21 protein-coding genes are annotated in these 23,856 nt (G+C 46.1%); all 21 read right to left on the reverse strand.

Annotated elements, in window-relative coordinates; genetic code table 11:
* Positions 1-194: 194 nt before the first annotated feature.
* The gene (locus tag C3708_RS17590) at positions 195-1,337 is read right to left on the reverse strand and encodes a glycosyltransferase family 4 protein (protein ID WP_103949781.1); all 1,143 of its coding nucleotides are present in this window, start codon (positions 1,335-1,337) and stop codon (positions 195-197) included.
* A 235-nt stretch (positions 1,338-1,572) separates the two neighbouring features.
* Complete coding sequence (locus C3708_RS17595) at positions 1,573-2,538, reverse strand: EpsG family protein (protein WP_103949782.1); 966 nt, start codon at positions 2,536-2,538, stop codon at positions 1,573-1,575.
* A gap of 43 nt (positions 2,539-2,581) precedes the next feature.
* Positions 2,582-3,460 (reverse strand): glycosyltransferase family 2 protein, encoded by an 879-nt coding sequence (locus C3708_RS17600; protein ID WP_103949783.1) that lies wholly within the window; start codon positions 3,458-3,460, stop codon positions 2,582-2,584.
* Positions 3,450-4,268, reverse strand: a complete 819-nt coding sequence (locus tag C3708_RS17605; RefSeq protein WP_103949784.1) for a hypothetical protein — start codon at positions 4,266-4,268, stop codon at positions 3,450-3,452. Before C3708_RS17605 ends, C3708_RS17600 begins: the two co-directional genes overlap by 11 nt.
* Complete coding sequence (locus C3708_RS17610; RefSeq protein ID WP_103949785.1) at positions 4,265-4,888, reverse strand: haloacid dehalogenase-like hydrolase; 624 nt, start codon at positions 4,886-4,888, stop codon at positions 4,265-4,267. The genes C3708_RS17605 and C3708_RS17610 overlap by 4 nt, the downstream gene beginning before the upstream one ends.
* A gap of 49 nt (positions 4,889-4,937) precedes the next feature.
* On the reverse strand, positions 4,938-5,474 hold the full coding sequence (gene rfbC / locus C3708_RS17615) for a dTDP-4-dehydrorhamnose 3,5-epimerase (RefSeq protein WP_103949786.1): 537 nt from the start codon (positions 5,472-5,474) through the stop codon (positions 4,938-4,940).
* Positions 5,471-6,526: a glycosyltransferase family 4 protein gene (locus C3708_RS17620; RefSeq protein WP_103949787.1), complete on the reverse strand. Its 1,056-nt coding sequence runs from the start codon at positions 6,524-6,526 to the stop codon at positions 5,471-5,473. Before C3708_RS17620 ends, rfbC begins: the two co-directional genes overlap by 4 nt.
* Positions 6,523-7,800, reverse strand: coding sequence for an O-antigen translocase (locus tag C3708_RS17625; protein ID WP_103949788.1), 1,278 nt, complete (start codon positions 7,798-7,800; stop codon positions 6,523-6,525). The genes C3708_RS17620 and C3708_RS17625 overlap by 4 nt, the downstream gene beginning before the upstream one ends.
* Position 7,801: 1 nt before the next feature.
* Positions 7,802-8,905 (reverse strand): DegT/DnrJ/EryC1/StrS aminotransferase family protein, encoded by a 1,104-nt coding sequence (locus C3708_RS17630; protein WP_103949789.1) that lies wholly within the window; start codon positions 8,903-8,905, stop codon positions 7,802-7,804.
* A 104-nt stretch (positions 8,906-9,009) separates the two neighbouring features.
* Positions 9,010-9,417: an FdtA/QdtA family cupin domain-containing protein gene (locus C3708_RS17635; protein ID WP_103949790.1), complete on the reverse strand. Its 408-nt coding sequence runs from the start codon at positions 9,415-9,417 to the stop codon at positions 9,010-9,012.
* A gap of 43 nt (positions 9,418-9,460) precedes the next feature.
* Entirely contained in the window at positions 9,461-10,339 is an 879-nt protein-coding gene (gene rfbA, locus C3708_RS17640) for a glucose-1-phosphate thymidylyltransferase RfbA (RefSeq protein WP_103949791.1), read from the reverse strand.
* A gap of 49 nt (positions 10,340-10,388) precedes the next feature.
* A complete protein-coding gene (gene rfbD / locus C3708_RS17645) occupies positions 10,389-11,288 on the reverse strand; it encodes a dTDP-4-dehydrorhamnose reductase (protein ID WP_103949792.1) in 900 nt (299 codons plus the stop codon).
* Complete coding sequence (gene rfbB, locus C3708_RS17650; RefSeq protein WP_103949793.1) at positions 11,288-12,373, reverse strand: dTDP-glucose 4,6-dehydratase; 1,086 nt, start codon at positions 12,371-12,373, stop codon at positions 11,288-11,290. Before rfbB ends, rfbD begins: the two co-directional genes overlap by 1 nt.
* A 389-nt stretch (positions 12,374-12,762) precedes the next feature.
* Positions 12,763-13,659, reverse strand: coding sequence for a GalU regulator GalF (galF, locus tag C3708_RS17655; protein ID WP_103946179.1), 897 nt, complete (start codon positions 13,657-13,659; stop codon positions 12,763-12,765).
* 177 nt (positions 13,660-13,836) lie between these two features.
* The gene (wcaM, locus tag C3708_RS17660; RefSeq protein ID WP_103949794.1) at positions 13,837-15,228 is read right to left on the reverse strand and encodes a colanic acid biosynthesis protein WcaM; all 1,392 of its coding nucleotides are present in this window, start codon (positions 15,226-15,228) and stop codon (positions 13,837-13,839) included.
* 12 nt (positions 15,229-15,240) lie between these two features.
* A complete protein-coding gene (gene wcaL / locus C3708_RS17665; RefSeq protein WP_103949795.1) occupies positions 15,241-16,461 on the reverse strand; it encodes a colanic acid biosynthesis glycosyltransferase WcaL in 1,221 nt (406 codons plus the stop codon).
* A complete protein-coding gene (gene wcaK / locus C3708_RS17670) occupies positions 16,458-17,738 on the reverse strand; it encodes a colanic acid biosynthesis pyruvyl transferase WcaK (protein WP_103949796.1) in 1,281 nt (426 codons plus the stop codon). Before wcaK ends, wcaL begins: the two co-directional genes overlap by 4 nt.
* Before the next feature lie 136 nt (positions 17,739-17,874).
* Positions 17,875-19,353, reverse strand: a complete 1,479-nt coding sequence (gene wzxC / locus C3708_RS17675) for a colanic acid undecaprenyl disphosphate flippase WzxC (RefSeq protein WP_103949797.1) — start codon at positions 19,351-19,353, stop codon at positions 17,875-17,877.
* A gap of 1 nt (position 19,354) precedes the next feature.
* The gene (gene wcaJ / locus C3708_RS17680) at positions 19,355-20,749 is read right to left on the reverse strand and encodes an undecaprenyl-phosphate glucose phosphotransferase (protein ID WP_103946183.1); all 1,395 of its coding nucleotides are present in this window, start codon (positions 20,747-20,749) and stop codon (positions 19,355-19,357) included.
* 146 nt (positions 20,750-20,895) lie between these two features.
* Complete coding sequence (cpsG, locus tag C3708_RS17685) at positions 20,896-22,266, reverse strand: colanic acid biosynthesis phosphomannomutase CpsG (protein WP_095282591.1); 1,371 nt, start codon at positions 22,264-22,266, stop codon at positions 20,896-20,898.
* 150 nt (positions 22,267-22,416) lie between these two features.
* Entirely contained in the window at positions 22,417-23,853 is a 1,437-nt protein-coding gene (cpsB, locus tag C3708_RS17690; RefSeq protein ID WP_095282592.1) for a mannose-1-phosphate guanyltransferase, read from the reverse strand.
* Positions 23,854-23,856: the final 3 nt, after the last annotated feature.

The following is a 23,856-nucleotide window of genomic DNA, read 5'->3' on the forward strand; positions in this document are numbered from 1 at the left end:
ATATACTCCTGTCAGGTGTGGTCACCGCGACTCATGCGCGGCTTGAATATATTGGAATGTTAACTCAGCTTATGATGCAGAAGATAGTGAAAATTGAGTTTTCACTACAGTAGTAAAAGTTTATACCTGAAATTAAAAGGTTATATTAAACAGAAAGTTAAAAACTTCTATTTTTTACAAAAAGTAAGATAATATTAACTCAAACTATCATACAAGTTTAGGTGTTTATTCACTACAGAGGAAACATCAAATTCCTGTTCTGCAAATTGTCTACCTGCTAGTCCCATTCTATGCCTAAGATCCGGCTGTTCAACTAAGAATATCACCGCCTCTGCTAGAGCTTCAGAATTCTTGATCGGTATACATATCCCAGTTTGGCCATCGATAACCGCATCACGGCAACCTGGATTAATGGTAGTGATGATGGCTCGCCCGCATGCAGCCGCTTCGATGAGTACTTTTGGGACACCTTCGCCGTAATAAGAAGGGAGGCAGACTATATTTGAATCCGAAAAAAGATCAGCAATGTCAGTTCTATGGCCTAAATATTTTATCACTCCCTCGGCAATCCACATATCTATTTCTTTACTTAACACCGAGTTGGGATTGTCGACATCGGGAGTACCAATTAAAATAAACTCAACATTAGAATGGTTGCTTTTGACAATTCTTGCTGCTTCAATAAATTGATAAACACCTTTATCTTTCAAAAGTCGACATGCCATTGCGACTTTGACTATAGGACTTATTGGTTCAGGTCGGTAATTATATATATTAAGATCGGCACCGGAGCCTTTAATTAAAACTTTATCATTATTTCTCAAACCAACAATGTTGGTTAGTATTTTTTCATCCGAAGTATTCTGGAAAATAACAATTCTACTGTTACCTGAAAGTGCAATTTTGTACAAAATCGAAACTGCCAATTTTATTAATCGTGCACGTAGAGTTTTAGAGGTAAATACATAGCCTAAACCAGAGATGGCTGAAACCATAGCGATTTTTTTAAGTACAGTTCTACGCATCAAGCCAGAATAAATGACAGGTTTTATGGTCACTGCATGAATGATTGTTGGCTTAAATAGCTTAATTGCCTTTCTAACCTTTAGTAGAGTCCTTAACTCTGAAACTATGCCAATCCCGCTTCTACTAAATGGAATTTCGTAGGTTAAAAAACCCATTGATTCAAGCTGTTTTTGATGGGCTGTAAAATGGCAAGCAATCACCACCCGATACCCCTTCTCAAGCGCTTTAAGAGCTATTGGCAAACGGTGAGAAATAAAAAACCAATCAACATTAACAAAATACAACAATATTCGATGACTATCGTTATTCATTAAATAATACTCTTCATCTCAAAATTACATATAAAATTAACATTTATACTAAGTCAGTCTATTTAACATTCATTGCGCAATAAATTTGTATTCATTGTTTGGTTATCATGCTTGATTCTTTTCTTTCTTCGTCTAATGAACATCATCATTATTCTTTAGCTCAAATAATACACTTCATTACATTTCAATATTGACTGGAGTTTATTTGCATTTCCAGAATTTTTAACCAATGCAGTTATTGCACTCCAAATATTGGTTCAAGATAAACGTTTCTAATTGCAAAATATAAGCTAACTAGTGCCAGGAAAAACAAGGCTGTATACTTTCTTTTCTTTGAAGAGATACCTGGAACCCAAAAATAAAAGCACACCCAACCTAACTCAAATATCCTACTAGCTACTGTTGGAATCAAGGATGCAGGAATAGATACAGCGTAAGCAGCTAAAGAGATTATGAAGCATCTTTTTTGGAATACACTCAATTCATTGAATGAGAAGACACCTATCAATAATGGGAAAGCTAACCCTATAAATCTTACAGAAGCGAAGTTAAAACTCTCATTATCTGCACGACTAGCGTATAAACTGATTATACTTATATTTGAAACCAAGATACCCTGTATAACATACAAAGTAATGGCTGCAATAATTGCATAAATAAATATCATAGGGATTTTTAGTTTATTCATGAGGAACCATGAATTCGGTATTATAAATCCCATTACAAAAAATGCCATTGAATAATGGAACATTATGGAACATAAAAAAATAGCAAATGAAATATAGAGCCGGTTTATAGACTTATAGTAAAAACTGAGTAATACAAAACTTATTGCGATTGCAACTCGTATCTGTGTCATTTCGTGCAGCAATCCCATTCCCAAAAGATAAAAAATGGTAATAATTAATGCATTATTCCCTTTTATAAACAGAAATTCCTTGATAGCCAACGATACAAATGCCAGCGCAACAAGCATTACGTGAATGTCAGCATTGAATACATTTTTGAATAATAAATTCAATAACACGAAGCCATATTCAAATCGTGTATCAGAAAATGAGAAATCATTTGATATACTATCATAAAATGTTGAGTAAGATAAGAAATCACTATCCTGACCTAACAATCTAAGACCAAAGAAAAAAGAAATGGCCGTAATAAAAACAAATAACAAATAAAGTTTAAAATATTTTATAGACAATTTCTTCTCTCATAAATTAAATTTGTCATGTATATAATGAGTATTAACGATATGGACCCGTAACACCCTTAAGTCCATCAACAATCCCTTTGAGCATAAATTTAAGTCTAATAAAGCCATTGTCACTAAATGTGTATATTATGAACTTACAAGGCATTACGAACATTTTTTTTATTTTGTATTTTAACGGGAACGCAATTTCTCTATTTGACAATAGCCAGTTTCTATATACGTAATATAATCTGAAAGGACTGCATTTTGCAAAACTGACCTTTCCCATCACGTTGACATCTGTTTGCCCGAGATGATGCTGCAAGTCAACGTTTATTGTGGAAAGTACATTCCATCCAAGATGGCGAGCTCTGTAGCACCATTCAATATCGACTAAATCGATAAACCATTCAGATTTATTTAACCCGATATATTTTAGCGCATTTAATGGTATCAATGCGCCAGAAGAAATGATGCTTTCAACTTGATAAACTCCATTAATAACTTCCTTTCCTAGATTTATTTCTCGATCATATTTTTTGTTATTACGTTCGTTTATAATCAGAGGACCTAATGCAGCAATTTTTTTAATACTTTTATTTGCTTCCTGATATTCATTGTACATTTTCGATATATAATCATCATCAATTGATGAATCTTGGTCAAACGTAAAGAATATATCACACCCAAGTTCAATTGCTTTAAAAAATCCGTGATTCTGAGCATATGCAATGCCCATATTTTCATTTAAATTATCATAAAAAACATTATCAGAAAACGTATTAATGTCTATAGATCTTTGGACGCTTGTAGGGGTATTATCAACAAGAATAACAAAATCACACTGTTTCTTTAGTGTAGTAACTAATGCCGAAATTTGTTTTAATATAGGATTGAAAAGTATAACTATGGCTGCTTTTTTATTTTTCATCTTTATCCCAATTATATGATTGATGTTTGGTTCTTAAAATTCTTGTAGATTTCGAAACATATAAAGTGGCAGCGCGATATATAAGAAAATAAGTACTGAGTGCAACAAAATTGAGTATGATGCTATTAGCGGATAAAAAGTATACAATCACCAAAATGAATGTTAATGCTATATACCATTTAACACGGAAAACATCCGGATTCCGAACAATTTTCTTAATAGCCGGGAACGAATATTTATCCTTACATGCATGTTCAACAGTTCTCAATAGAGGAAAAATAAAAATCATGAAAGGAATCATGGATTGATAATAGATACTATCTGTTGCTGCAACAGCGGGAATGAGATAACGAGCAGTTACAATTATAAAATAGGTAACCACATTGCAACGAGAACGGAGAGTATTGTGAAAATAAAAACCTGCTATTAAGATTGCGATCAAGACCGATAAAAGGATTTGCTGATGACTGTCACTTCTATTAAAAAGAAAAATAAACAATACTATTGTAATAATTATTCTAACGGAAATAATAGAAAACAGTCGTTTCTTAAGCCAATCTCTATTTTCGTCTGCGCGAATAGTAGGATTTTTCTCTTTTGCAACTGTTCTAAAATCATTATCGAAATAACCAATTTCATACAATGACATTGTCATAACGAAAGCAATAAAAAAACATAATATACTGCCGTTAAATAAACAAACCGTGAGCAAAAGAAAAAGCGGGAAAATTATCAGCCAACTAACTCTTTCATGCTTGGTTTTAATTCGTGAAATAAAAAGATAATATAAAGGGAAGTAAAATTTCATAGAAAAATAACCTTACCTAAATCTACATTATTCTTCGACAATAATCTTAACCAGCCATTCTTATTGTTTTTATTTGTTATTATATACGAAAGAGTGCTGTTTTTTATAAGGTCAATATCACTCATATTATCAGTAGCTACTAATTCCAAATTACTTTCCGCTATTTGATTAGATTTAATGCCTTTGAGATCAACATCCAGTTTTCCTGTACACATTCCTTCATCATTATATTCAAGCACTGAGGAGTATGCTTTTACATTGAGATGATTTGATATTGCTATTATTACTGGATCAATAGAAGCAGACATCAAGACGGAATTTAACGGGTCATTAAGCAATAATTGCATTGTTTCCTGTTTTCGTTTATTTCCCAGATATCTGTCTACAAAAATTTGTGAGAAATCAAACAACTCATGCTTGCTCTCTCCTTTTAAAGAGTAAATCATATTTCGTCTAATCGAGAGGAATTTCATTCTATTTAAAATTTTAAATGGAAGAGATAATAAAATCTGTGTCCAAAAAAACTTTAGTCTATTACGATGATATTTATGATATTCAATAATAAAATCAAAAGTGGTATTAGAGGCATACAGGGTACCACAAACGTCAAATACACGCATAGAGCAGCCTTTTAAGTTGACGACCGTTCATTAACAAATTTTGTATAGACTACTTTTTATCAAAGACTGGTTGTAATTTATCTTTATCTGACAAAACAATATTTTCTACTTCTGGCCAATCTATATCAACATGGGAATCATTCCACGCGAAACCACGCTCGAATAATGGATTATAATAGTTTGTAGTTTTATACATAAATTCGGCAGTCTCCGTTAATACAAGAAAACCGTGGGCAAATCCTTCTGGGATCCAGAATTGCAGATTATTCTCTTCCGATAAAATGAGTCCTACCCATTCTCCATAGTTTTTAGACTGTGGTCGTATGTCGACTGCAACATCGAAAACCGCTCCGCTAGTACAGCGGACTAACTTACCTTGCGCTGCTGGTTCTAGCTGATAGTGCATCCCACGCAATACACCTTTTGAAGACTTTGAATGGTTATCCTGTACAAATAAAACCTCTTTTCCTACCGATTCATTAAAACTGGCTTGGTTAAAACTCTCCATAAAGAAGCCCCTCTCATCACGAAAGACTTTTGGTTCAATTATTAACAAGTCTGGTATTTTTGTGGCTGTAATTTTCATTTATTCCCATCGCTTTTTTTCTTTATTTCGACTAAAACTTTATCAAATTTATCGCCAACAATATCCCATGAGTAGATCTTATCGATAATATTGTTACCCTCGATTTCATGCTGGATTTGCGCAGGTACTAAATTATAAAAAACATCAAGCTTTTCACGAATAAGTTCTTTGCTGAATTGTTTTATCTTGAGAACACTGTCAGTGTTAACCAACGGTGCATAATTGGATATAACCAGACAACCACACGCCATTGCTTCTGCACAAGGGTAATGAAATGCCCCATCCTCAACGAGCCCAGTAGCAATCATTAGATCATTGCTGCGGTAGAAATCAGCCAACGCCGAATCATTATTGATAGGGATGTGATTATATCTTACTCCTGCTTGCTCAAGCCGATGGGCATCTCTCTCATCAAGATAAACTCCAATATTCAATATGCAATCTTTTCCAGGAATCCAATCAATAAGTACATCAATTAACTCTGATGTTCCTTTATGTTTTTCTTTACGTCCAATTATACCAATAGAATGTCTTGAATTCATTTTATTGCGCGATGAAAAAACTTGAGTATCAACGCCCGCAGGTATGACGTCAATATAATCATTTATTTTTTCAGGTAAAATATTCTCATTGTTTACGATTTTATTAAGCGGCAAACTATAAGTAAGATATGCAATCAACTTTCTAAGTCGACTTTGGCTTAATAATGTCTCGTACGCCTGAATATAATATACTTTAATTATTTTTTTGGGTAGGAAATACGCAATATATGCAGTCAGATTGTAATTAGCCAAGACAAGGTCAGGTTTTAATTCTGCACATTTTTTAAAGATCTTATAATATGTAATTAAATAATTGACAACTTTGTTATACTTCGTTTCTTTAAAACTCCGGTAAATCGTGGCAGACGTTGGATAGTAAGGTTCGCTTCCATTATCTGGCGCAACGAAGTAAACATCGTGACCTCTAATGATCAATTCCGTTGCTATTCGTGATAATACTCTCTCACCACCTGCACGACTAAATCCAACCACTGGTATTGCAATTTTCATCCGAATATTTTACCGCTATTTAATCTTGGGTTGATAAAGTTTGTGAAAATGAAAGTAAAACAAAAATATATACTGTAATTTATCATATATGCAATATTAGCGCCTTGAATGCCCCATATATTAAGGAATACATGAACTAGGAATATAAATGATAATGAAAACAATATCTCTGAGGTTATGAATGTCTTTATTCTTCCCTGAGCTAACATTGGGTAGGCGTATACGAAGCTTGCAATTTTAACGACGTCACCTATCAACTGATATAAAAATAGATTTCTTGCCTCATAAAAATCTTTTGTAAAGAGCAGGGAAATACTCAAATCTCTAAATATATAGATACCAAATGCTATAACTGCCGTAAATGGAACTATCACCAGGCTCAAATTGTTAACTTCTTTTCTAATTTCCATACTTTCATTTATAGCTGACAATCTTGGCATAAAATATGTGCTAAGTGCAATGGTCATTATTGCAAGATACGCTTCAGATATTTTCCAGACCGCTTGCCACTGGCCAGCATTTTCCCATCCTGTTTCGGCTATCATTAACTTACGTGCAACTAATAGTGCAATAGGTAGAGACAACGCAGACACAAATGACATAAACGAATAATTTAATATTCCTTTAGTATAAGCCTTAGTTACTACTCCACTGAAAGATGAGAGCGAAAACCACTCTTTCCTTCTACAGTAGATAACAAGGACGATGCCGGCAATTGCTGTATTCAATGAAACAGAAATTAATGCACCTTTCAATGAATATGCAACAGTCATAAATATCAAAATCGTTGTTGATATTACAACTGAGACCATCCCAGAGATAATGTATTGGCGATAGTTTTGCTGACCATTTAGTATTGATGCAAGTAAAGTGTTAGCAACTGAAAGTGGAAGTGCGGAACAAGCCAGTATAATTAGCCAAGAATACTCAGTGGACGAAAAAAAATACAAAGATATATAATTAGAAAGAATTATCGACACACAAGCAATAACGATATAAAGAATGAGAGACAATTTTATTGATGCACGCCACCATGGCGTGCATTGAAAATAACCTTTCTCATGATTCTCTGCAGTATATCGAACAACACCATTCCCTACAGGAGCATTTACAACCCCGCTCATAATACTGATGATACTTTGGAGTTGGCCAATCATGGCAATCCCGGATGGCCCAGTATATATAGCAATGACTTTGCCAATGACAAAACCAGAAAGCATTTTCAAAAGGGTAAATAAACCGGAGAAAATAGTTACTGTAAGGAATTTTTTCATATTAGAATTTATTAAGCACCGCGATAACAAACTCTACCTGCTCTAAAGTCATAACAGGACTTATCGGCAACGAAAGTACATCCTCATGAATTTGTTCAGTAATAGGTAAACTTAGGTGATTATACTGTTTATAGGCTTCTTGTTTATGAGGAGGAATCGGATAATGTATTAACGTTTGAATCCCATTTTCCGCCAAATAACTTTGCAAAGCATCACGCTCAGTGCATCTAATGACAAATAGATGCCATACGTGATTTTCTGCAGAAACTATCTTTGGCAGGGTGATTTTGTCATTTATAATTCCCTTAAGATATTTTTCCGCAACGCTTCTTCTTATCTCAGTGTCGTCATCCAAATGACGCAATTTCACACTCAGAAGTGCTGCCTGTAACTCGTCAAGTCGGCTATTAACACCACATGTAATGTTATGATATTTTTTATGTGAGCCGTAGTTTCTCAATGAGCGAAGAGTGCTATCTAGTTCTGAATCATTTGTCGTTATGGCACCTGCATCCCCGAGTGCCCCCAGATTTTTACCTGGATAGAAACTGAATCCAGAAGCATCACCCCAAGCTCCAGACATAATACCGTCAATTTTGGCACCGTGTGATTGAGCGGAATCTTCAAGTACAAGCAAGTTATGTTTAACAGCAATTTTTCTAATTGCCGGCATGTCACAAATTTGTCCATAAAGATGAACCGGCAGAATCGCTTTTGTTTTCTTAGTTATTGCCTGCTCGATTTTATCAGGGTCTAAATTAAATGAAGCCGCATTCGGTTCAACAAAAACAGGAATTAGCCCATTTTCAGTGACAGCAAGTACAGAGGCAATGTAAGTGTTTGCAGGTACTATAATCTCATCACCCTCAGTCAATTTCCCCATTTCTTTCCAGGCGCGGATGACCAAAATGAGGGCATCAAGGCCGTTTGCCACACCGACACAATGCTTAACCCCACAGTATTTGGCGTACATTTCTTCAAAATGCGTCAATTCCTGTCCCATGATATACCAACCAGAATTAAGGACACGATTGAAGGCATCTTTTAATTCCTGCTCATATTTCAGGTTTATATTCTTGAGATCTAAAAAATCAACTTTTTCCATTTTTCTAATTCACTCGATAATTGTAGCAACATACCCAAAAGCAAATGTTTTCGGGAGTGGAATGTGCTTTATTGCTTTGTTCATTTGTTGCTTTGTTAACAGGCCTACCAATAATTTCGCTCTACATAATCAATAAAATCATGGTAGTTTCGAATATAATCAGATTCGTTATATATATCGTCAGCCAAAACCATCAAAATACAATCATCACTAAAATCATACATTTCATGCCAAATTCCCGGCTCAATCATGAGTCCTTGAGCTGGGTTATTTAAAATAATATCTTTTTTCTCTTCCCCATCATCAAAAAGGAATGAACATGAACCTTTTATCGCTATAGCTAGTTGCCGTGTTTTTTTGTGAGCATGGAATCCACGCCTAATCCCCTGCAAAGTATCAAACATGTAATAAACACGCTTGATAAGGAATGGTATATTACGTTCCTCTTCTAAAGCGACGAGTAATCCACGTTCGTCTCCGTGTTGTTGCAGTGGAATTAATTCTATTTTCATGAATATCTCTGATTTCTTTAACTAAACTGCTTAAGAGGGTGAATTAATAACCTTTAATCATTTTCAGCAGATACTGACCATAGGCATTTTTCTTCAATGGCTCTGCCAGTTTTTTTACCTGTTCTGCATCGATAAACCCTTTACGATAAGCAATCTCTTCCGGGCAAGAGACTTTAAGCCCCTGACGTTCTTCAATGGTCGCGATGAAGTTACTGGCTTCAATTAAGCTCTGATGTGTACCTGTATCCAACCACGCATAGCCGCGTCCCATCATGGCAACAGATAAACGCCCCTGCTCCAGGTAGATACGGTTAATGTCAGTAATTTCCAGCTCGCCACGCTCAGATGGTTTTAGGTTTTTCGCCATTTCTACAACATCGTTGTCATAGAAATAAAGCCCAGTCACGGCATAATTGCTCTTCGGTTCCAGCGGTTTTTCTTCCAGACTAATTGCGGTACCGCTCTTATCAAACTCAACCACGCCATAACGCTCAGGATCGTTCACGTGATAGGCGAAAACTGTAGCTCCGTTATCTTTGCTCAGGGCCGCTTCAAGCTGTTTTGGCAGATCGTGACCGTAGAAAATATTGTCGCCCAGAACCAGTGCGCAGCTATCGTCGCCGATAAATTCTTCACCGATAATAAAGGCCTGTGCCAAACCATCCGGGCTTGGCTGCACTTTATATTGCAGGTTAAGACCCCACTGGCTACCGTCGCCGAGTAACTGTTCGAAACGTGGGGTGTCCTGCGGAGTACTGATAATCAGGATGTCTTTAATTCCAGCCAACATCAATGTGGACAACGGGTAATAAATCATTGGCTTATCATAGATAGGCAGCAGTTGTTTGCTTACGGCCATCGTTACCGGATACAGACGAGTACCAGAACCACCAGCCAGAATAATACCTTTACGCGTAGTCATCATTTTTCTCTATAAACGCAAAATGCCCATATCAGGGCATTTAAAATTATTAAATAGATTGAGCGGTAAACAGCTCAGCGAGCATCCGTTTCACGCCAATATCCCAGGACGGCAACACCAGATCAAAGTTACGCTGGAACTTTTCTGTATTCAGTCGCGAGTTTTGAGGGCGTTTTGCTGGCGTCGGGTAGGCCGACGTAGGAACCGCGTTCAGCTGTTCGATTGCCAACTCTATACCCGCCTCACGCGCCTGAGCAAACACTAACGCAGCATACTCATACCAGGTTGTAGTGCTAGACGCTACCAGATGATATAGCCCTGCTACCTCAGGCCTTACCAGTGCAGTACGAATAGCATGAGCGGTACAGTCCGCCAGAAGTTCAGCTCCTGTTGGCGCCCCCACTTGGTCGTTAATTACCGATAATTCAGTCCGCTCTTTTGCCAGACGCAGCATTGTTTTCGCAAAATTATTGCCTTTACCGGCGTACACCCAACTGGTACGGAAAATCAGATGCTTAGCACAATGAGCCTGCAACGCTTTTTCACCATCAAGTTTTGTCTGACCGTATACGTTTAGCGGTGCGGTCGCATCAGTTTCCTGCCACGGAGTTTCACCGTCGCCAGGGAACACATAATCCGTTGAGTAGTGAATCACCCAGGCACCAATTTCTGCCGCGGCTTTTGCGATCGCTTCAACGCTAGTTGCATTCAGTAGCTGCGCAAATTCTTGTTCTGATTCAGCTTTGTCTACCGCAGTATGAGCTGCAGCATTAACAATGACATCTGGCTTAATCCGACGTACCGTTTGAGCGATACCCTCTGGGTTGCTAAAATCACCGCAGAAATCTTTGGAATGAACATCCAGTGCAATAACGTTGCCCAGCGGGGCCAGAGCACGTTGCAGCTCCCAGCCCACCTGCCCTGTTTTGCCGAAAAGCAGAATATTCATTACTGACGTTCCCCGTAATTCTGCTCGATCCAGGTTTTGTAGGCGCCGCTTTTCACGTTGTTCACCCAATCCTGGTTGCTGAGATACCACTCCACGGTTTTACGGATTCCGCTCTCAAAGGTTTCCTGTGGTTTCCAGCCCAGCTCAGCCGCTATTTTATGGGCATCAATGGCATAGCGGCGATCGTGGCCTGGACGGTCAGCAACATAGGTAATCTGATCGCGATATGACCCTTCTTTCGGCACGATTTCATCCAGTAAATCGCAGATGGTATGAACGACATCGAGGTTTTGCTTCTCGTTATGACCACCGATATTGTACGTTTCGCCAGGCTTGCCTTCCGTGACCACGGTATACAGCGCGCGAGCATGATCTTCAACATACAGCCAGTCACGAATCTGGTCGCCTTTACCATAAATAGGTAACGCTTTACCGTCCAGGGCATTCAGGATCACGAGCGGGATCAGTTTTTCAGGAAAATGGTAAGGACCGTAGTTGTTAGAACAGTTAGTCACAATGGTCGGGAAACCATAGGTACGCAGCCATGCGCGAACCAGATGATCGCTCGAAGCCTTAGAAGCAGAATACGGGCTGCTTGGGGCATATGCTGTTGTTTCAGTAAACAGTGGCAGCTCGGTTGACCCCGGATGCTCGTCAGGATGAGGCAGATCGCCATACACTTCGTCAGTAGAAATGTGGTGGAAGCGGAATGTAGCTTTGGCTTCATCACTCAGCGTTGACCAGTAAGCGCGGGCGGCTTCCAGCAGGACATACGTCCCAACGATATTCGTTTCGATAAACGCCGCCGGGCCAGTGATAGAACGATCCACATGGCTTTCCGCCGCAAGATGCATCACCGCATCAGGCTTATGAGCCGCAAAAATGCGCTCCATTGACGCTTTGTCGCAGATGTCTGCCTGCTCAAACGCATAACGCTCGTTATCACTCACTTCAGCAAGCGATTCCAGGTTACCGGCATAGGTCAATTTGTCGACATTGACCACTTCATCCTGGGTATTTTTAATAATATGCCGCACTACAGCTGAACCGATAAAACCGGCACCGCCAGTAACAAGAATTTTCACGTTAGCTATTCCGTAGATTGAATATATCGAGATATTGATGTTCTGAATTCAGGATAATAATAGGGACGAAAACAGAAAATTGACACGCTACCGCCCCTGGCTTTACAGCTACCAGTGCACTGAGCGATTGCTTAAAATGAGTGTTCTGCAGTCAGTTTCCGGACGTAAAAAAACCAGTGGATAACCACAGAAGAACGTTAATTGTCGTCCTTATCGTCCCCAGAAACAAGTAGAAATCCTTATCAAGTAGTCCAAAAAAACAACAGGTAACTCTTTGTAATTCTGGAACTTTAAAAACAAAAAACGGCAACTATCATTCTTGAGCATTTACCTTCGCTCAGGATGATCGGTTGCCGCTACTTCACTGCAAACTTAGCAGGACTAAATAATCACTCGTTCGTCAGCATCTTCTCAATGCTCTTACGGAACTTCGCGCCCTCTTTCAGGTTGCGCAGCCCGTAGTTCACGAATGCCTGCATATAGCCCATTTTCTTACCGCAGTCGTAGCTGTCACCTGTCATCAGCATCGCATCAACAGACTGTTTTTTAGCCAGTTCTGCAATAGCATCAGTCAGCTGAATACGTTCCCACGCGCCCGGTTCTGTTTTTTCCAGTTCGGCCCAGATATCAGCGTTCAGCACGTAGCGGCCCACCGCCATCAGATCGGAAGCCAGGGTCTGTGGCTGATCGGGTTTTTCAATGAACTCAACGATACGGCTCACCTGCCCTTCTGAATCCAGCGGCTCTTTGGTTTTAATCACAGAGTACTCGGACAGATCGCCTTTCATGCGTTTGGCCAGCACCTGGCTGCGCCCCGTTTCATTGAAACGCGCGACCATAGCAGCGAGGTTGTAACGCAGCGGATCGGCAGACGCATTGTCCAGAATGATATCTGGCAGCACCACGATAAACGGATTATCGCCGACAATCGGACGCGCACACAGAATGGAATGTCCCAGGCCCAGCGGCTGTGCCTGGCGAACGTTCATGATGGTCACTCCAGGCGGGCAGATGGACTGCACTTCGGCCAGGAGCTGACGCTTAACACGCTGCTCAAGCAGCGCTTCGAGTTCGTAAGAGGTGTCGAAGTGGTTCTCTACCGCATTCTTGGAAGAGTGGGTCACCAGAACGATTTCTTTGATCCCTGCAGCAACAATCTCGTCAACGATGTACTGAATCATCGGCTTGTCGACGATCGGTAGCATTTCTTTAGGAATCGCCTTCGTGGCTGGCAGCATATGCATGCCCAGACCCGCTACCGGAATGACTGCTTTCAAATTAATCATTATTTCTTCCACCTTAAAATGGTTGCCGAATTATAGCTGTTAAACCTGTTTTCGCCAGCATGTTTTGCGGTAATTCTGGACCTGATGGTACGCTTTCGACCCACAAATTACAGTAGTTGTTGTCCGAATACGTCACAGTTTTGATCCAGATTAATCGCAAAATGGCCGACGTAAATTCTATCTGTGGGGCAATTTGAAGTTTAGCCGCTCCACATTCACCACCTGCTGATCCACTCGGTCGATATCCACTGAGCTCTGCCCGTTTTCATTAACTGCGTGGATATTTGCCAGCGACAGCAGGGTCTCGTCCTTCGCCATGAATTTACCGCGCACGTCTTTACGCAGGTCAAAATTCATCTTCAGTGCCGGCCCCACTGCGGCCTCTTGCATCACCTTGATGTTACGCAAAAACAGGTGCTGCGGTTTGTTGTGCAGCTCTAGCGTAGCGCGCTGCATTTCGACGTTAGTGATGGCGACAAACGAGGTCGCATTGCCGGACGAAATCTGGATACCGCGCAGTTTATACGCCAGCTGTCGGTTATCCAGGCGGATATCGTTCAGTTTAAAGTTTTGCGGGATCGACAAATAATTGCCTTTAATCACCCCGTAGCCAATGAGCATTCCGGCGCTGTTGACCATATCAACATTGTCGATGACAAAATTATCGCAGCCGTAAATCGCCACAGTGGCGTTATCAATCCCCGCTTTCTTACTGAAATCGGGAGTGATGTTTTTGGCTTTAATGTTACGGATAATAAAGTGTTTTCCGTTCTCAACATGAATCAGCTGGCGACAGTTACTGCCGGTGATGTTCGCCACCACAAAGTTCTTCACGGCCTGTTTTTCAGGATAGTCGTTATCGTAGGTACTTCCGGCGAGGCCGATGCCGATACCCCAGTTGATCTTGCCGTTAGTGCAGTTGATGTTGTCGATGACGTGGTCAGAAATCAGGATATTGCGATCGTTGATCGCCACATTCCACTCAATCGCATCGCCCTGCAGATGGCTGAAACGGCTGTTGGTGATCCTCGCGCCGTCGACCTGATTATGGAATCCCTGGCGCAGAATGGCGTAGTTAGCCTGTGACACGCTGATATTGTCGATGAGCAGATTACGCATCACACGATCGTTTTTTCCACCAATATAAATCTGCGTCACCGGTCCGAAGCCACTCATCGCCAGACCCTGGATAACACAATCGGAGCCGCGCACGTCGAGGGTGATATTTTCGGTGCGTCCCTTCCCTTCGCCGATCACTTTACTGCCTTCCTGCAACACGAAACGCCCGCGCCCGTTGCCGGTCAGCGCTCCACGGATCAGCAACGTTTTACCATCAGGAATAAAAATCCCGGTATTGATGTTCTCGCAGGTCAACCCTGCCGGGACCACCACCGTATCGCCGTCGATGAAGGCCTGCTTGAAAGCGGCGATCCAGTCGTTGCGATTATACTGGCTGATATCGACCGTGCCGCGACCAGCCGCCCGCGCGAGCCGCGAGGTGAGCAACGGTGTTGCCGCCAGCAATGAGCAGGAAGTCACAAAGGTGCGTCGGGTTATCTTCTTAAGCATAAGACCTCGGCTTTACAGCGTTTGCAGCAGGCTCGCAAGTTGGCGATTGATGACCTGCTGATTAAATTCAGTTTCGACTTTCTGCCGGGCATTGTGCAGCACAGGTTCCAGCTCTTGCTGTCCAATATCGCCAAACGCCGCCAGTCGTTCGGCGAGCGCCGCCGCGTTATTTTCAGGTACCAACCAGCCGGAATGGCCCGGCTCGATCAGTTCCGGAATGCCGCTGTGCACGGTCGAGACCACCGGAATACCGACCGCCATCGCCTCCATCAGCGCCACGGGGATACCTTCCATATCGCCATCGGTGCCGGTCACGGAGGGCAGCAGAAACACATCGGCATCGTCGAGCATCGCTTTCACTTCATGGCTGGGTTTAAAGCCCGGCATCTCAACATATCCCTCGAGCTGATATTGCTCGATCAACGTGCGCAGACGGCGCTCCCACGGGCCGATGCCGAGGATGCGATAGTGGAAATCAAACCCGCGCGCCTTGAGCTGACGGCAGGCTTCAATCGCCACGTGCAGCCCTTTTTTCTCAGTGAGACGCGCCACGGAGATAATTTGCAAAGGTTTTCCCGGCACTTTCACCGGGCGCTGGGTGAAGCGATCCATGTTCACCCCCATCCGCGACACGGTGATTTTATCAGGCGGACAGCCCATGTTTTTCAGTCGTCCCGCCCACAGGTCACTGATGGGCAGCATCATGTCGCCGCGACGAAACAGCTGTTGATATTCGCCCGTGTAGTGGTTCAGCACTTCATGGCTAGAGATGTCGATCCCGTGGAAAATGGTCGCGATTTTGCCATCAATCACACCCAGTTCGCGCAGTTTTGCCGCCGTTACACCGGCCGGGCCGAAGTGGGCGATAAACACATCGGCGCGAAACGGCTGCGACGTTTGCCCGCGAATTGAGGAGAGGATCAGGTTGCGCGACTCCGCGCCATAGCGCGACACGTTCAGCGCCCGCCACGTGGATGGGCGATGCAGGCCACGCAGCGTTTGCGTGGCGCGGTAGCGCAGTTTTGACAGTCGCCCCTGGGGTTCATCCTGCAACCAGCGGGTTTTCGCCGCCAAATCATACTGCGTCCAGGCGGCATGGGTATTCTGCGTATCGCCCTTTTGCAGGGCGACAATCTCCACGTTGTATCCCATATCGATAAACGCGGTGATCTGGTTCAACACAAACGTTTCAGACGAGAGCGGGAATTTCAGTAAGAAGAAACCAACCTTCATTTGCCCTCCCCGATGCGATCGAGGACGGATTTCACCATGCTGATGCCATTTTCCCGCTCGGCTTTCACCGCACGCGCCAGGCGTTCATTGATGGCAGGGAGCTGACCCAGCGTATCGCCGACCATTGCGCCAAGGGAACCGTCGAGCAGATGGCGAATATCCACCGCCATTTCTGGCATCCCGAGCTGCTGCATAATGCCCGCTGATTTGTGCTCGTAGTTGATGGCGATGGCAGGCGTGCCAAAGTTCATCGAGATAATCGCGGAGTGCAGGCGCGTCCCCACCGTCAGGTCGCAGGCAGAAAGCAGCTTGCCCATTTCCAGATCGTTGAGTTCATCCATCACCACGTGGTAGCGCGACGGATCGTTCACCAGATGACGCAAATTTAGCGCCACCATGCGGTCATCTTTGTTGTAACTGTCAATTCCGGTACAGGTCGAGAGCGCCAGCACCTGATAGCCACTGTCGAGCACGCGATTCACCACCTCGGCGAAGGCCTGTTCGTAGGCCGCCTGGGTCGTTCCCAGACGTTTATCGAACGGAGCCAGTTCGCGCAGGGTAATGGCGACCGTTTTTTGCTGTGCCGCGACGTTCAGCCAGTGCTGCACCGCGTAGCTGGCAACAAAATTCTGCTCCTGATGATCCACCAGCCAGGCCGTATCCACGCCATGTTCCACTTTCGACGTATCAATCTCGCTGCGTTTCATCAGGTCGAGGCTCACGGATTCACGCAGAATCAACGCGTCACAGTGACCAAAAACATAGTTCGCCAGTTGGTTAAACTGCGGGTCCTGGAATGGTCCAACGCTGTGACCAATCATAAACAGCGGCTTTTTCGCCATAAAAGTACAGAGCGCATGTTCAAACTGCGGTACGCCGTACAGATCGACGAAGAACGAACCACCGACCTGGATGATGGCGTCATAACCCGACAGCAGGCGCACAAAATCAGTAAAGCCTTGCGCAATGGCGATATTGCGCAGCTTGCCGGTGTCAGTCACACGCGACAGCAGCACCTGATGCTGATAGCGTCGGCGCAGCACCTTCTTCACACGCCCCACTACGCCCGCCGCGTTATTGTGCTGTTTCATCTGGCTGTAGAGCGGATCGCCCATCACCGGACGATTCAGTAACCACGACGAGCTCACCGGGTAGCGGCTCATCACATCCACTTCTGTCTCAGGCTCAAGGGTGTTAATTGCATCCAGTAAACCGCGCAGAATGGCGCTGTCGCCACGGTTGCCGCAGGTATGGTTGCCAAGAATCAATAATTTCATAATGACCTCTAAAAGGGGTTCTTCACATAACAGGTGCGGCCTGATGCCCTCACCCCGGCCCTCTCCCACGGGAGAGGGTGAAATATGCACAGACTGTCCCCTCTCCCTGAGGGAGAGGGTTAGGGTGAGGGGGAAATCACCCCGCCCTCAGTAACGTCTTCATCTTCTCGCTGCGACAAAACTGGCGCTTCATTTCGACCACCAGCGCGTTACGGGACAGCACAATCATCACCACAAACGCCAGCGCACCGGCGGCAATTTGTACCGCCAGCAGCACACCCAGCGACAGATGTCCGTTAAGCACAAACCCTAATCCGTAGCTCACCGCAAGTGTCGGCAGGGACAGGTAAAACGGCAGCCACAGGCTCAGGATGTACTGGCGATAACTGGAGCCGAGCACCGGTTTGATCATCACGAAATAGCTCAGAACCGTATTGATGATCTGCACCAGCAGGAAGCCCAGCGTCACGCCAATCGCACCCGCCATTTGGCCGCCTACCACGATCGCCGGAATAAACAGAAAGGTTTTAAAAACATTGAATTTGAAGCTGATATCAACGCGTGCTTTGGCCATCAGCAGCGAACCAATCGGATTACCGACGGAACGCAGCAGCCCCACCACGCACAGCAGCTGCAGAATCGGGATAATCCCGCTCCACTTCTCGCCAAACACCAGCGGGACAAAATTGTTTGAAACCACCATCAGCCCAAGCAGCGCCGGGAAGTTGATAATCCCCACCACTGACAGCAGCTTGTAGAAGTTCACGCGCAGCTTTTCGGTGTCGTCCTGAATTTTGGCAAACGCCGGGAACAGCACGCGGGTAATGATGGGGTTGAGTTTCATCGGCGGCACCACCGCCACGTTGTAAGCGAGGTTATAGCCGCCCGCGACGCTGGCGCCGAGAATACGCGCCAGAAACAGCGTGGAGAGGTTGGTATTAACGTAATTGATGATGCTATCGGCGGTCAGCCATGCGCCAAAACGCAAATTGGATGACACCGATGCCAGCGAGAAATGAAAGCCCGGACGGTAAATTTTGCGGCCAAAGAAGCCAAACAGCAGCGTACGCACCGCGGTGTTGACCAGATACCCAAGGATCGCCGTCATCGCCAGCGGCCAAAAATGGGCGCTGACCACGGTGAAGGTAAACCCGGCCAGCACCGATGAGGTCTCGATCATGCCGATTTTGTTGAACTCCAGCTCCTTTTGCATCAGCGCGCGGAACTGCTGACCGTGTGGAATCACCACAAATGCAAATGACAGCGTGCGAATGAGCGGCGCGAGGTCCGGGTTATTCAGCACATCGCCAATAACACCACTCAGCAAAAACACTCCCACACACACCGCAATGCCCAGCCCGACGTTAAGCCAGTAAAGAGTGGTCAGCTCAAGATGGCTGATCTCCTTACGCTGAATAATCGAGTTGGCAATACCGAAATCCGACAACGTATCGGCCAGGGCGATAATCACTAACGATACCGTCAGCAAACCAAACTGATGATTATCAATAATGCGTGCCAACACGGTCATCTGCACCAGCCCGAGGCCGATGATGATGATCGTGGCCATCGCTGACCACTTAGCACCGCTGATGGTTTTTTCACGTAAGCTCATGTTAGTACGCCGCTTTGTTGACAAAACCTTTAAAAATCGTCAGAAACACGATTTTGATATCGAACCAGACACTCCACTCGCGGATGTACTCCAGATCGAACTCAACGCGTTTTTCCATTTTTTCCAGCGTGTCGGTTTCACCGCGCCAGCCGTTGATTTGCGCCCATCCGGTGATGCCGGGCTTCACTTTGTGACGTAGCATGTAGCCCTCGATTAGCGCGCGGTACTGCTCGTTATGCGCGACGGCATGGGGGCGCGGCCCGACGATCGACATTCCGCCGGTCAGTACGTTGATAAATTGCGGCAGTTCGTCCAGCGACGTGCGGCGCAGGAAGTTCCCGACGCGGGTTACGCGCGGATCGTTCTGCGTGGCCTGGGTCACGACGCTGGCATTTTCCATCACTTTCATTGAGCGAAACTTCCAGACCATGATCGGCTTGCCGTCCATTCCGTAGCGGGTCTGGCGGAAAATAATCGGGCCAGGTGAAGTGAGTTTGACCGCCAGCGCAATCCCGCACAGTACCGGCGAAATCAGCAGCAGGATCAGAGAGGAAAGGACAATATCTTCCGCGCGTTTCAGCAGGCGATTGATCCCGGACAGCGGCGTGTCATACAGCGGCACAACCGGTACGCCATTTACCTCTTCGATACGCGAATGCAGGATATTGAAGGTAAACACATCGGGGATCAGGATAACCGAGCAGGTCGTATCGGCCAGCTCGCGCATCAGGTATTTAATGCACGACTCTTCGCTCATTTTGAGGGCGAGATAGACGTTGTGAATTTTTCCCGCACGGGCATCTTCAATCAACTGTTCGTAGTTGCCCGCCCAGTCAGCCGTTACGCCGCCCGGTTTGGCGTCGTGATAAACCCCCACCACGTCAAAGCCCAGCCACGGCTCTTTGCGGAAACTGTCCAGCAACGCCTGGCCCACGGGTAAATCCCCGGCCACCGCCACATAACGCTTGTTGTAGCCGCGATTGCGCAGCCACCCGGCGAAGAAGCGGATCAGGGAGCGGCAGACCACCATTCCGACGCTGGTTAACGCATACCAGCACAGATAGGTTTTGAGGCTGTTATCGAAGTCGCTGCTGAACGCCACCAGCCCGGCGCTGAAGATCAGGCTGAGCGTCCAGTTTTGCAGGAGTAGCATCAGTTCGGTGGTGATTTTGACGCCACGGTAAGAGCGGTAGAAATCGGTCATCCCACCGATCATCTGAAAGACCACCAGCGCCAAAAGCGCCATCAGCAAATGCATATATAAAAACGACAGCCCGCTGACCTGACACACCACCCACAGCCCACCGAACATGATGGTGATGTCAGAAAAACGCTGCACCATTGAAATTAACGATGCATTCGTTTTGGCTCGCTCGCGCTTTTTTAGATTTGTCATCGTTGTTCCTTTAAGTTCCCCACTACACCCCTCACCCTAACCCTCTCCTCAAAGGGGAGAGGGGATCGCTCGGTGCGGTCTTTTCCCCCTCGCCCCTCTTGGGAGAGGACAGGGGTGAGGGGAATGTAGCGGGCGACGAAATGCCATTACGCCTTCAACAGCGCCAAAATGTCCTGCGTTCGCGCCTCCATCAGCGGAACATCAGCGCGCGACTCCACGTTCAGGCGCACCACCGGCTCCGTATTCGACGAGCGCAAATTAAAGCGCCACTGCGGGAACGACATGCTGATCCCGTCCGTGCGGTCGATCTCCAGCGCGTGCAGCGCAAAATGTTGCTCCACGCGGGCGATAGACTCGGCGGGCAGTTCCAGCTTGCTGTTGATCTCGCCGCTCGCCGGGAACGCCGCCATGCGGTCACGGACCAGTTCGCCCAGGGTTTGTCCTTTCAGGCACAGCAGTTCCGTCACCAGCAGCCACGGGATCATTCCGCTGTCGCAGTAGGCAAAATCGCGGAAGTAGTGATGGGCGCTCATTTCGCCGCCGTAAATCGCGTCTTCTTCGCGCATGCGCTCTTTGATGAACGCGTGACCGGTTTTCGACATCACCGGCGTGCCGCCCGCCGCGCTCACTACGTCGACGGTGTTCCAGGAGAGGCGCGGATCGTGAATGATTTTCGCGCCCGGATTTTTTTCGAGGAAGGCTTCAGCCAGCAGGCCGACGATGTAATAGCCTTCGATAAACTGGCCGTTCTCATCGAACAAGAAGCAGCGGTCAAAGTCGCCGTCAAAGGCGATGCCCATGTCCGCGCCGTGCTCAATCACCGCATTGCGGGTATCGTCCCGGCACTCGGGCAGCAGCGGGTTAGGAATACCGTTCGGGAAGTTGCCGTCCGGGGTGTTGTGAACTTTCACGAAGGTGACCGGGACATTCAGCGCTTTAAAGCGCGCTTCGAGAGCATCCACCACCGGACCGGCCGCGCCGTTCCCGGAGTTGATCACCAGCTTCAGCGGGGTGATATTTTTGACGTTGATGTAGCCGAGCAGGTGATCGATATAGTCTTTGCGCAGATCGATTTGTTGGTAGGTACCGCGCGCGGCTTCGTTTACCGGCGGGAAATCGTTGGCTTCGGCCAGACGCTGTACGTCGCGCAGGCCGGTGTCGCCGCTGATTGGACGTGCGCCTTCACGCACCAGCTTCATGCCGTTGTAATCCATCGGGTTATGGCTGGCGGTGACTTCGATACCGCCGTCTACACCGAGGTGGAAGGTGGCGAAATAGATCTCTTCGGTACCGGACAGGCCGATATCCAGCACATCCACACCCGCGTCCTGCAACCCTTTCGCCAGCGCCAGTTTTAGCGCTTCGCTTGTCAGGCGCACATCGCCGCCCAGCACGATAGTTTTCGGTTTCAGATATTCGCCGTACGCGCGACCAATGCGCCACGCGATGTCTTCATTCAACTCTTCGCCTAACTTGCCGCGAATATCGTAGGCTTTGAAACAGGTTAATTTATTCATGGTTTTACCCTTTTTCAGGCAACAGTCGGCCCTGACCAGAAAGTGGCCAAAATTATCGTTGTCGTTATTTGCCGGATGGCGCTGCGCTTATCCGGCCTACGTTCCTGTAGGCCCGGTAAGCGAAGCGCCTCCGGGCGTTGTTAACCGGCGCTAAACCCGTCCGTACCGGTCCTGGAAGCGGACAATGTCGTCCTCTTCCAGGTAGGAACCGGAGCGCACTTCGATCAGATCGAGAGGAATTTTCCCTGGGTTTTCCAGGCAATGGGTCGCACCGAGCGGGATATAGATAGATTCGTTTTCGCCGAGCAGTTTGACGTCATCATCAATGGTGACTTTTGCCGTGCCTGCCACCACCACCCAGTGTTCGGCGCGATGATGGTGCATCTGCACGGATAGCCCCTCACCGGGTTTCACGGTGATGCGCTTGACCTGATAACGCTCGCCCGCATCGATGGAGTCATATTTGCCCCACGGACGGTACACTTCGCGGTGAATGTGATGCTCATGACGACCATCAGCTTTGATCTGCTCGACGACTTTTTTGACGTCCTGCACCGAGTTGCGATCGGCAATCAGCACCGCGTCTTTGGTCTGCACTACCACCAAATCTTTCACGCCCACGGTGGTCACCAGACCAGACTCCGCATAGATATAGCTGTTTTCGGTTTTATGACTGATGACATCGCCATGATGGACGTTGCCTTCCGCCGTATGAGCGCTGATTTCCCACAGTGACGACCACGAGCCAACATCGCTCCAGCCCGCATCCATCGGTACCACTACCGCGTCCGCCGTGCGCTCCATCACCGCATAGTCCACTGACTCTTCCGGGCAGGCGAGGAATGACGCTTCGTCCACGCGGATAAAGTCGAGATCCGGGTCAACCACCGCCATCGCTTTTTCGCAGGCGCGAAGAATATCCGGGCGATACTTCTCCAGCTCCTCCAGATAGCGCCCGGCGCGGAACAGGAACATGCCGCTGTTCCAGTAATATTCGCCGCTGGCGACGTAAGCCTGCGCCGTTTCCAGATTCGGTTTTTCGACAAACTGCGCCACGTTAAACGCCACGCTATCACCTTCGCCAGTGGTCACATCGCCGCGACGAATGTAACCATATCCTGTTTCCGGCAGGTCCGGCACGATGCCGAAGGTCACCAGTTTGCCGCTTTCGGCATACGGAATGGCAGCACGCACCGCGTCACGGAAGGCGTCTTCCTGCTGAATCACGTGGTCTGCGGCCAGTACCAACATCAGCGGGTCACAGTCCGGGCTGCTGCGCTGGGCGGCCAGTGCCGCCAGGGCAATCGCCGGCGCGGTATTGCGGCCAGCGGGCTCAAGAATGATGTTTTCGGTCAGCTTATTGAGCTGACGCAGCTGCTCGGCAACGATAAAACGGTGCTGCTCGTTGCAAATCACCACCGGGCTTTCGCACTCCACGCCGTTGAGACGCGAAACCGTGGTTTGCAGCATGGTGAGCTCCCCTTTCAGGCACAGGAACTGCTTGGGGTAAAGCACGCGGGACAGCGGCCACAGCCGACTACCAGAGCCACCCGCCATCACCACCGGGTACAATTTATTCTGACTCATGAT

Source organism: Lelliottia sp. 7254-16 (assembly GCF_002922995.1).
In the GTDB taxonomy this organism is placed as follows: Bacteria; Pseudomonadota; Gammaproteobacteria; order Enterobacterales; family Enterobacteriaceae; genus Enterobacter; species Enterobacter jeotgali.

Bases quoted from the DNA above. Each gene is read 5' to 3' on its own strand.
- C3708_RS17590 (WP_103949781.1), bottom strand. From the start codon at position 1,337: ATGAATAACGATAGTCATCGAATATTGTTGTATTTTGTTAATGTTGAT.
- C3708_RS17600 (WP_103949783.1), bottom strand. From the start codon at position 3,460: ATGAAAAATAAAAAAGCAGCCATAGTTATACTTTTCAATCCTATATTA.
- C3708_RS17605 (WP_103949784.1), bottom strand. From the start codon at position 4,268: ATGAAATTTTACTTCCCTTTATATTATCTTTTTATTTCACGAATTAAA.
- C3708_RS17610 (WP_103949785.1), bottom strand. From the start codon at position 4,888: ATGCGTGTATTTGACGTTTGTGGTACCCTGTATGCCTCTAATACCACT.
- rfbC (WP_103949786.1), bottom strand. From the start codon at position 5,474: ATGAAAATTACAGCCACAAAAATACCAGACTTGTTAATAATTGAACCA.
- C3708_RS17620 (WP_103949787.1), bottom strand. From the start codon at position 6,526: ATGAAAATTGCAATACCAGTGGTTGGATTTAGTCGTGCAGGTGGTGAG.
- C3708_RS17625 (WP_103949788.1), bottom strand. From the start codon at position 7,800: ATGAAAAAATTCCTTACAGTAACTATTTTCTCCGGTTTATTTACCCTT.
- C3708_RS17630 (WP_103949789.1), bottom strand. From the start codon at position 8,905: ATGGAAAAAGTTGATTTTTTAGATCTCAAGAATATAAACCTGAAATAT.
- C3708_RS17635 (WP_103949790.1), bottom strand. From the start codon at position 9,417: ATGAAAATAGAATTAATTCCACTGCAACAACACGGAGACGAACGTGGA.
- rfbA (WP_103949791.1), bottom strand. From the start codon at position 10,339: ATGACTACGCGTAAAGGTATTATTCTGGCTGGTGGTTCTGGTACTCGT.
- rfbD (WP_103949792.1), bottom strand. From the start codon at position 11,288: ATGAATATTCTGCTTTTCGGCAAAACAGGGCAGGTGGGCTGGGAGCTG.
- galF (WP_103946179.1), bottom strand. From the start codon at position 13,659: ATGATTAATTTGAAAGCAGTCATTCCGGTAGCGGGTCTGGGCATGCAT.
- wcaM (WP_103949794.1), bottom strand. From the start codon at position 15,228: ATGCTTAAGAAGATAACCCGACGCACCTTTGTGACTTCCTGCTCATTG.
- wcaL (WP_103949795.1), bottom strand. From the start codon at position 16,461: ATGAAGGTTGGTTTCTTCTTACTGAAATTCCCGCTCTCGTCTGAAACG.
- wcaK (WP_103949796.1), bottom strand. From the start codon at position 17,738: ATGAAATTATTGATTCTTGGCAACCATACCTGCGGCAACCGTGGCGAC.
- wzxC (WP_103949797.1), bottom strand. From the start codon at position 19,353: ATGAGCTTACGTGAAAAAACCATCAGCGGTGCTAAGTGGTCAGCGATG.
- wcaJ (WP_103946183.1), bottom strand. From the start codon at position 20,749: ATGACAAATCTAAAAAAGCGCGAGCGAGCCAAAACGAATGCATCGTTA.
- cpsG (WP_095282591.1), bottom strand. From the start codon at position 22,266: ATGAATAAATTAACCTGTTTCAAAGCCTACGATATTCGCGGCAAGTTA.
- cpsB (WP_095282592.1), bottom strand. From the start codon at position 23,853: ATGAGTCAGAATAAATTGTACCCGGTGGTGATGGCGGGTGGCTCTGGT.